We start from the raw sequence: 9,211 nt of genomic DNA, 5'->3' as shown, positions 1-9,211 counted from the left end.
GGCGTTCGCGGGGACGACAGTGGGCGTTGACGGTGCTACGCCGCTCAACGACGGCGGAGTATTACTCCGCCGCGTCCCGCATCTCCGCACGCTCGGCCCTGGCCGCGCAGAACTTGAACTCCGGGATCTTGCCGAAGGGATCAAGCGCCGGGTTGGTCAACAGGTTGGCCGCCGCCTCCGCGTAGCAGAACGGCATGAACACCATGTTCTCCGGCACGTCGCGATCGGAGCGGACCTTGACCTCGACCGCACCGCGGCGGGTCTCCAGCCGGATGAAATCGCCGGGCGCGAGCTTCTTCCGGTGCATGTCCTTCGGCGACATGAACGCGACCGCCTCCGGCTCGATCTGGTCGAGCACCTGCGCGCGGCGGGTCATCGAGCCTGTGTGCCAGTGCTCGAGCACGCGGCCGGTCGAGAGCACCATCGGATATTCGGCGTCGGGCAGCTCATCCGGCGGGATGACCTTGGCCGGCACGATCTTGCCGCGGCCGCTCGCGGTCGGGAAGCCCGTGGTGAAGATGATCTCGTTGCCGGGCTTGTTCGGATCGTCGGCCGGATAGGTCACGGCACCTTCGCGCACCAGCCGCTCCCAGCTGATGTTCTTGAGCGAGGGCATCAACTCCGCCATCTCGGTGTAGACGTCGCCGGGGCCGGAGTAATTCCAGGGCAGGCCCATCCGCTTGCCGATCTCCTGGATGATCCAGAGATCCTGCCGCGCATCGCCCGGCGGCTTGATCACCTGGCGCGCGAGCTGCACGCGACGATCGGTGTTGGTGAAGGAGCCGTCCTTCTCGGCAAAGGCCGAGGCCGGCAGGATGACGTCGGCGTGGAACGCGGTCTCGGTGACGAAGAGATCCTGCACGACGAGATGATCGAGCATGGCGAGCGCTTGGCGCGCATGCTGGAGATCGGGATCGGACATCGCGGGATTCTCGCCCTCGATATACATGCCCGTGATTTCGCCGGCATGGATCGCGTTCATGATCTCGACCACGGTCAGGCCGCGGACGGGATCGAGATCCTGGTGCCACAGCTTTTCGAAATTGCCGCGCAGATCGTCGCGGCTGACCGGCTGATAATCCGGCAGGAACATCGGGATCAGGCCGGCGTCGGAGGCGCCCTGCACGTTGTTCTGGCCGCGCARCGGATGCAGACCTGTGCCGGGACGGCCGACCTGGCCGGTGATCAGCGCGAGCGCGATCAGGCAGCGCGCATTGTCGGTGCCGTGGACGTGCTGGCTGATGCCCATGCCCCAGAAGATGATCGACGATTTTGCCCGCGCATATGTCCGGGCGACCTCACGCAGCGTTTGCGCCGGGATGCCGCAGATCGCCTCCATCTTCTCCGGCGTGAATTCCTTGATCTTCTCCTTGAGGTCCTCAAAACCTTCGGTGTAGCCGGCGATATACTGGTCGTCGGTCAGGCCCTCGGTGATGATCGTGTTGATCATCGCATTCAGCATGGCGACGTCGGAGCCCGGCTTGAATTGCAGATGCTTGGTCGCATGGCGCGACAGCGTCTGCCGGCGCGGATCCATTACGAAGAGCTTGGCGCCATTCTGCTTGACCGCGTTCTTGATGAAGGTCGCGGCAACCGGATGGTTCACGGTCGGATTGGCGCCGATCACGATGATGACTTCGGCATCCATCGCAGCCGAGAACGGCGCCGACACCGCGCCCGAGCTCAGGCCTTCGAACAGCGCCGCCACCGACGAGGCGTGGCAGAGTCGCGTACAGTGGTCGACATTGTTCGAGCCGAAACCGGTGCGCACCAGCTTCTGGAACAGATAGGCCTCTTCGTTCGAACCCTTGGCCGAACCGAAGCCGGCCAGCGCCTTCACGCCCTTCTCGTCGCGGATCTTGACGAGGCCCTTGGCCGCGATGTCGAGCGCTTCTTCCCAGCTCGCTTCGCGGAAATGCGTGAAGGGATTGGCCGGGTCGACCTGGTCGTTGGAATCCTTCTTCGCATTCGGCAGCCGCACCAGCGGCTTGGTCAGACGATGCGGATGGTGGATATAGTCGAAGCCGAAGCGGCCCTTGACGCAAAGACGGTTGTGATTGGCAGGACCGTCGCGACCCTCGGCGTAGATCACCTTTTCGTCCTTGACCTCGTAGGTCACCTGGCAGCCGACGCCGCAGAACGGGCAGAGCGAATCCACCTTCTTGTCGGCATAGACGACACGGGTCTGCTTCTCGTCGAGCATGACGGCCGGCATCAGCGCGCCGGTCGGGCAGGCCTGCACGCACTCGCCGCAGGCGACGCAGGTGGACTCGCCCATGGGATCGTCGAAGTCGAACACGATCTTCGAGCCATGGCTGCGATACGCCATGCCGATGACGTCGTTGACCTGGACCTCGCGGCAGGCGCGCACGCACAAGCCGCACTGGATGCAGGCATCGAGATTGACGCGCATCGCCGGATGGCTGGCGTCGGTCGCCCAGCGCTCGGCGGCGGGGAAGCGGCTCTCGGTGACGCCTGTGGTCTCGGCCCAGTGCCAGAACTTCGAATCCGGATCGTGCGAGGTCTCGCGCGCCGGCTGGTCGGCGACGAGCAGCTCCATCACCATCTTTTGCGCCGACACCGCACGCGCGGACTCGGTCTTCACCTTCATGCCGACCGACGGGGTGCGCTTGCAGGACGCGGCAAGCACGCGCTCGCCCTCGATCTCGACCATGCAGGCGCGGCAATTGCCGTCGGGGCGGTAGTCGGGCGCCGGCGAATAGCACAGATGCGGAATCTCGCGGCCTTGGCGTTTTGCAACTTGCCAGATCGTCTCGCCGGGTTTGGCCTCGACCTGCTTGCCGTCGAGCTCGAACGTAATTTTGGTCATTCGGCCGCTTCCTTGAACTCGTCAGGGAAATATTTGATCACGGTAGACAGCGGATTCGATGCCGCCTGTCCGAGCCCGCAGATCGAGGCATCGCGCATCGCCTGGCTCAATTCTTCCAGAAGCGCGCGGTTCCAGACCGGCTTCTGCATCAGCTGCGCCGCCTTCTGGGTTCCGACACGGCACGGCGTGCACTGGCCGCAGCTCTCGTCCTCGAAGAACTTCATCAGGTTCAGCGCCGCCGCGCGCACGCTGTCCTTTTGCGACAGGATCACGATCGCGGCCGAGCCGATGAAGCAGCCGTATTTCTCCAGCGTTCCGAAATCGAGCGGGATGTCGTCCATGGACGCCGGCAGGATGCCGCCCGACGCGCCGCCCGGCAGGTACGCGTAGAACTGGTGCCCGTCGGCCATGCCGCCGCAATATTCGTCGATCAATTCGCGCACGGTGATGCCGGCGGGTGCCAGCTTCATGCCGGGGTTCTTGACGCGGCCCGAGACCGAGAAGCTGCGCAGGCCGTGACGCTCATGGCGGCCATTGCCCTTCCACCAGTCCGCGCCCTTCTCGACGATGTCGCGCACCCACCACAGCGTCTCGATGTTGTTGATCAGCGTCGGCAGGCCGAACAGGCCGACCTGAAACGGATAAGGCGGCTTGTGCCGGGGCAGCCCGCGCTTGCCCTCGATGCTTTCGAGCAGCGAGGATTCCTCGCCGCAGATATAGGCGCCGGCGCCGCGGCGCATGTGCAACGTCGGACCGCCCGGCGGAAGCTTTGCGATCTCGCGCTCGAGGATCTCGCGCGATGCCGGATATTCGTCGCGCAGATAGATGTAGACGTCGGAGGCCTGCACGACATGCGCGCCGAGCAGCATGCCTTCGATGAAGCGATGCGGATCGCTTTCGAGATAGACGCGGTCCTTGAACGTGCCAGGCTCGCCCTCGTCGCCATTGATCGCCATCAGCCGCGKGCCGGGTTCGCCCAGCACCGCGCGCCATTTCCGGCCCGTGGGGAAGCCGGCGCCGCCGAGACCGCGCAACGAGGCGTCGTCGAGCGCCTTCAGCAGATCGTCCTTCGGCAATTCGCCCGAGCGCACGCGATTGAGCAGCTTGTAGCCGCCGCCGGCGACGTAAGCGTCGTAGTCAACGTACTTCGGCAGATGCGCGTGGGTGTCGCCGGCCTTCGCGGCCGCCATCACATTGGCCGCGGTCGCGTGATCGACGAAGTTGTGACCGACCTCGGCCGCCGGCGCGGTATCGCAGCGGCCGACGCAGGGCGCGCGCACGACGCGGATGCCCGGACCCGATGTGCTCTGCAGATCGGCGAGCAGCTTCTCGCCGCCCAGCATCGCGCAAGTGAGAGAATCGCAGACGCGGATCGTCAGCGGCGCGATATCAGGCTCGCCTTCCTTCACCACGTCGAAATGCGCGTAGAAGGTCGCCGTCTCGAACACCTCGGCGAAAGCGAGCTTCATCTCGTCGGCAAGCGCGGCGAGATGAGCAGCCGATATCTGGTGATATTTATCCTGGATCAGGTGCAGATATTCGATCAAAAGGTCGCGCCGCCGAGGCTTGTCGCCGAGCAATTGCTCCATCTCGTGCGCGGCGGTGGGATCGACCTGCCGCCCCTTGGGCGTGGCCTTGGCTCGCTTCCGTCCCTCGCCCGGATGTTCGAACGAGCGGACCTCGTGCACGTCGTGACTCATCGATGCGTCTCGTATCTCTTCTTTAGAATGAGTCCAACCCTAGCCTTTGGCATACCAGATGCCAAGAGAATTCATGCGTTCCGATAAGCATTTAAGGGGCATGCAGCCGCCCGGCTCCATGCCCCTTCATCGATGCGATTTGTGGCGCGACCTCACGACTTGCTCATGCACTCTTCGATGTAGAACCAGCGGTCGTCGCCAGCGAGGCCCTTGGACTTCACGTCGGCGCGGCAGGCTTTGAGCTTCGGCTTGTTGGCCGCCCACTTCGCCTTCATGTCCTTCAGCTTCTGCATGGTGAGCTTGATCTTGCCCGGCTTGGCTTCGGTCGTTGCGGCAGGCGCCGCCGGCGGCGTCGTCTGCGCGGATGCGGCATGAAGGCCGGCGACAAGCAACACGGCCACAAGGCAAATTCGGGTGCGAAGCATTTCAATCCCCCTAAGTCCCACTCTTGATTAAGTCCGCCTCTTGATGATGTCTAAAAGGCGAACGCCGCGGGACGCCGATGATCAGCATCCCGCGGCAGTCTCGACGACGGTCAGAAGATCTTGACCGCGCTCTCCAGCGTCTTCCAGACACCCCAAAGCAGGGGCACGCCGACGAAGGCCCAGAACAGCGCCGCCTTGACGTCAAGCCCGCCAAATCCGATGCCGTAGGAGCCGTGYGGCCCCGCGGCAGCGGCGCTGGCGCTCGCCGCTTGCAGCTTGGCGACGTCGGCGTCCTTCATGTGCCACTTCGAATCGACCGGCTTGATCAGGTAGTTGCAGATCAGGCCCGCGATCAGCATCGCGCACAGGATGTACATGGTCGTGTTGTAGAGCTGATCGCGCGGCACGCCCGCCGCGAGCTGGAACTCGCGGATATAGTTCACCACGACGGGGCCGATGATGCCCGCGGTGGACCACGCCGTCAGCAGCCGGCCATGGATGGCGCCGACGAACTGGGTCCCGAACATGTCGGCAAGATAGGCCGGCACGGTGGCGAACCCGCCGCCATACATCGACAGGATGATGCCGAAGCCGAGCACGAACAGGAGCTTCGAGCCCATCGCTGCAAACGTCGGCGCCAGCGCGTAGAGCACGATGCCGAGGATGAAGAACGTGTAGTAGGTGTTCTTGCGCCCGATCTTGTCCGACAGCGATGCCCAGAAGAAGCGGCCGCCGATGTTGAACAGCGACAGCAATCCGGCGAAGCCCGCGGCGATCGCGGCGATCTGCGCCTTCTGCCCGGCGTCGAGCGCGTTGAAGCCGACGTCAGGCAGRCCGATCAGCTTGCCGGCGAAGATCTCCTGGAGCATCGGCGAGGCCATGCCGATCACGCCGATGCCGGCCGACACGTTCAGGCACAGCACCCACCAGATCAGCCAGAACTGCGGCGTCTTGTGCGCGTCGTTGAGATGGACGTTGCTCTTCGAGATCATCGCGTTGGCCTTGGACGGTGGGGTCCAGCCCTCGGGCTGCCAGCCGGGCGGCGGCAAGCGATAGCGGAACGCGCCGATCATCATGAACACGAAGTAGATGACGCCCATCGCGACGAAGGTCTCCCAGACGCCGACCGAGGTCGGGGTCTTGAAGTAGTTCATCAACAGGTTCGCCAGCGGCGCGCCGATCATGGCGCCGCCGCCGAAGCCCATGATGGCCATGCCGGTCGCCATGCCGCGGCGGTCCGGAAACCACTTCACCAGCGTCGACACCGGCGAGATATAGCCAAGGCCGAGACCGATGCCGCCGATCACGCCCGAGCCCAGCCACAACAGCCAGAGCTGATGGGTGTAGACCCCGATCGCACCGAGGAAGAGGCCGCCGCACCAGCATAGCGCCGAGACGAAGCCGGCCTTGCGCGGTCCCACGCGCTCCAGCCAGCCGCCCCAAACCGCAGCCGCGATACCGAGCAACACGAAGAACAGCGTGTACATCCACCCCATGCTGGCGACCTTCCAGTCGCAGCTGGTCGTGAACAGCTCCTGAAACAGCGACATGTCTGCGCACGCCTTCGGCGCGGTCACCCCGATCGCACGCGACAGCGGCAGCCAGAACACCGAGAAGCCGTAGGCCATGCCGATGCAGAGATGGATGCAGAGCGCAGCCGGCGGCACCAGCCAGCGATTGAAGCCGGCGGTCGCGATGGTTCGCTCGCGATCCAGAAAACCTGCGCCGGCACCCGAAAGTGTTCCAGCGCTCTCGATTGTTGCCATGTAGTCCTCCCCTGCAGTTGCCCTTCTGAGCAAGCCTGCCGCTGCAATCCTGGTCCTCAGCCCTTGCGGCGCAGCCACGGTCCCTGCTGCTCCGCACAATCATTGACGCGCGCCAGGATCGTCACGCRCATCCGAGTCGTTAACCCCTCGAGCGGGGCTCTATGCCGATACACCGTGCAGGCTTCGTGAGCTTGGCCCGTTCATCCGCGTATCGCAGACAAGACTCAACCTCCGCGCCTGCACKGAGGTTGTCAATTGGGGCAGAAGCCACGATTGATGTCGATAGACAAAAGGTAGGTATCAGCAGAGTGACCGTGCACTACGAACGCAGCGCACCATTGGTTTTCTCTATCGATCCATTGATCTTTTCTATCAAGAACACGATGCGCGCCTCGTTGCGCTCGGTGATCTCCACCGTGTCGCCCGTCTCGCGGATCAGGTTCGGAATGTCAATCACCGACAAGGGGTCGGTGCAGTGCACCTCGAGCTGATCGCCCGGCTGTAACGGTTTGAGCGCCTTGCGCGTCTTCAAGGCAGGTAGCGGGCATTTCAACCCGGTGAGATCGAGCGTGGTTCTGGTCATGGGCRCAACATGGCGGGGTGAGGCGATGGCGTCAACGCGAGGCTCAGAGCAAATCCGCATAGGACAAGAAACCCACGCTCTGGCCCGGCTCGACACGCGTGATGTCGTCGCCGAGTTCGATGAGGCCATCGGTCTCGACCAGCGACGACAACAGGCCTGCGCCTTCGCGCGGAAACTTGACCGCTTCCAACGCACCGTCCTCTCCGCGCCGCAACGAGCTGCGAACATATTCGCGGCGGCCGATCTTCTTCTTGTAAGTGAACGCAGCGCGCACCGGGATCGGCAACAGCGGCTCCGGCAGACTGCCCGCGAGCGCCAGCACCGTCGGCCGCACCACATGGACGAAGGTGACAAAACTGGCGACGGGATTGCCGGGCAGGCCGATCAGCGGCGTGCCGCCGATGATGCCCATCGCAACGGGACGGCCGGGCTTGATCGCCATCCGCCACAGCACCAGCGAGCCGATGCTCTCGACAGCCGCCTTGACGTGGTCCTCCTCGCCGGTCGAGACGCCGCCGGTGGTGAGGATCAGATCGTGGCTGCCTGCAACCTGCTTCAATCCATCCGCGAGCGCATTGCGCTCGTCGCGCAAGATGCCGAGGTCGGAGACCTCGCAGCCGAGCCGGCGCAGCATCGCCATCAGCATGAAGCGGTTGGAATCGAACAGCTGTGAGGCCGCGCGCGGCTCGCCGGGCGAAGTCAGCTCGTCACCGGTCGAGAACACGGCAACGCGGATGCGCCTGACGACGTCGAGCCTGACAAGGCCGAATGCTGCAGCAAGCGCGACATGCTGCGGCCGCAGCCGCTGGCCGGCCCGCAGCGCGACGTGTCCTTGCGGAATGTCCTCGCCCGCAGGGCGGACATTCGCGCCGGGCTTCAGCCCCGGCGGCAGCACGATTCTGCCGGCCTCATCGAGGCGAACGTCTTCCTGCATGAAGACGGTCTCCGCGTCGGGCGGCATCGGCGCGCCCGTGAAGATGCGCGCAGTGTGGCCGGCCTTGATCGGCGCCTGCGCAAGGCCGCCGGCCTGGATGCGGCCGTCGAGCGGGAATGCCCGTTCCGCGCTGTCCGGAAGGTCGGCGTTGCGCACGGCGTAACCGTCGACGGCGGAGTTGGTGAAGGGCGGCAGCGGCAGGGGCGCCGCGATATCGTGCGCGAGCACGCGTCCGTCCGCGTCAATGAGTGCCACGGTCTCGATATCGGCGATCGCATTGACGCGCGTGGTGATCAGACCAACGGCCTCGTCGACCGACATCATCGGTCCGCCGAAGGCAAAGCAATCGTCCGACAGTTGCGCCATGGTGCCTCGTCAGCGTGTCGCGGCGCTTTTTGCCACCGCTTCCTCGACCGGCATCGCCGCACGCAGCAGCAATGCCGCGGCGGCCTCGATGTCATCGAGATGGACGGTCGGCAGGCGGGTTTCAATGGCAATGTCGGTCGCAATCCCGACAATCCCGGGATCATCGGGAAACAGCAGCGGCTTGCCGTTGCCGGCGCGATGCACCTCGATCTTGCGGTGCGGCTCGCGCTTGAAGCCTTCGACCACGACGAGATCGACGGCCGACAGCTTGCCCAGGAGCTCCGGCAGCCGCGGTTCCTCGGCGCCGCGCAATTCATGCATCAGGGCCCAGCGGTTCGACGACGCAACCAGCACCTCGGCCGCGCCGGCCTCGCGGTGGCGCCAGGAATCCTTGCCGGGCACGTCGACGTCGAACTGGTGATGGGCATGCTTGATGACGGAGACGCGCAGGCCTTGCGCGTTGAAATGCGGGATCAGCCGCGTCAACAGCGTGGTCTTGCCCGCACCGCTCCAGCCCGCAAGGCCGATGACTTTCATGTCCGTTCGATCTCCGCCAACGGCTCGTCAGCCGATGGAACCCCTGGCCTCTCCCCGTCATTGCGAGCGC

The 9,211-nt window shown here is 64.7% G+C and carries 7 protein-coding genes; all 7 read right to left on the bottom strand.

Annotation, left to right across the window (positions count from 1 at the left end; all coding sequences use genetic code 11):
* Window positions 1–61: 61 nt before the first annotated feature.
* The 7 genes from fdhF to mobB all read right to left on the bottom strand — a co-directional run bounded on the left by fdhF (window position 62) and on the right by mobB (window position 9,141).
* A complete protein-coding gene (gene fdhF, locus AC1DW2_RS42915) occupies window positions 62–2,830 on the bottom strand; it encodes a formate dehydrogenase subunit alpha (RefSeq protein ID WP_477009114.1) in 2,769 nt (922 codons plus the stop codon).
* Window positions 2,827–4,530 carry an NADH-ubiquinone oxidoreductase-F iron-sulfur binding region domain-containing protein gene (locus tag AC1DW2_RS42910; protein ID WP_477009113.1) on the bottom strand — a complete coding sequence of 568 codons (1,704 nt, stop codon included), beginning with the start codon at window positions 4,528–4,530 and terminating at the stop codon, window positions 2,827–2,829. Before AC1DW2_RS42910 ends, fdhF begins: the two co-directional genes overlap by 4 nt.
* 152 nt (window positions 4,531–4,682) lie before the next feature.
* A complete protein-coding gene (locus tag AC1DW2_RS42905) occupies window positions 4,683–4,955 on the bottom strand; it encodes a hypothetical protein (protein WP_477009112.1) in 273 nt (90 codons plus the stop codon).
* 110 nt (window positions 4,956–5,065) lie between these two features.
* On the bottom strand, window positions 5,066–6,721 hold the full coding sequence (locus AC1DW2_RS42900; protein WP_063985266.1) for an OFA family MFS transporter: 1,656 nt from the start codon (window positions 6,719–6,721) through the stop codon (window positions 5,066–5,068).
* 319 nt (window positions 6,722–7,040) lie between these two features.
* Window positions 7,041–7,304 (bottom strand): sulfurtransferase TusA family protein, encoded by a 264-nt coding sequence (locus AC1DW2_RS42895; RefSeq protein ID WP_014497569.1) that lies wholly within the window; start codon window positions 7,302–7,304, stop codon window positions 7,041–7,043.
* A 43-nt stretch (window positions 7,305–7,347) separates the two neighbouring features.
* A complete protein-coding gene (locus tag AC1DW2_RS42890; protein WP_477009111.1) occupies window positions 7,348–8,604 on the bottom strand; it encodes a molybdopterin molybdotransferase MoeA in 1,257 nt (418 codons plus the stop codon).
* 9 nt (window positions 8,605–8,613) lie between these two features.
* A complete protein-coding gene (gene mobB / locus AC1DW2_RS42885) occupies window positions 8,614–9,141 on the bottom strand; it encodes a molybdopterin-guanine dinucleotide biosynthesis protein B (protein ID WP_477009110.1) in 528 nt (175 codons plus the stop codon).
* Between the last annotated feature and the right edge of the window lie 70 nt (window positions 9,142–9,211).

The organism is Bradyrhizobium sp. P3_C3, from assembly GCF_056402655.1.
The sequence above is the reverse complement of the archived record's forward strand: the minus strand, read 5'-3'. Positions and strand labels throughout refer to the sequence as shown.

What these genes read in the sequence shown, in the direction of transcription:
- AC1DW2_RS42895 (WP_014497569.1), bottom strand. Translation starts at nt 7,304, where the DNA reads ATGACCAGAACCACGCTCGATCTCACCGGGTTGAAATGCCCGCTACCT.
- mobB (WP_477009110.1), bottom strand. Translation starts at nt 9,141, where the DNA reads ATGAAAGTCATCGGCCTTGCGGGCTGGAGCGGTGCGGGCAAGACCACG.
- AC1DW2_RS42890 (WP_477009111.1), bottom strand. Translation starts at nt 8,604, where the DNA reads ATGGCGCAACTGTCGGACGATTGCTTTGCCTTCGGCGGACCGATGATG.
- AC1DW2_RS42905 (WP_477009112.1), bottom strand. Translation starts at nt 4,955, where the DNA reads ATGCTTCGCACCCGAATTTGCCTTGTGGCCGTGTTGCTTGTCGCCGGC.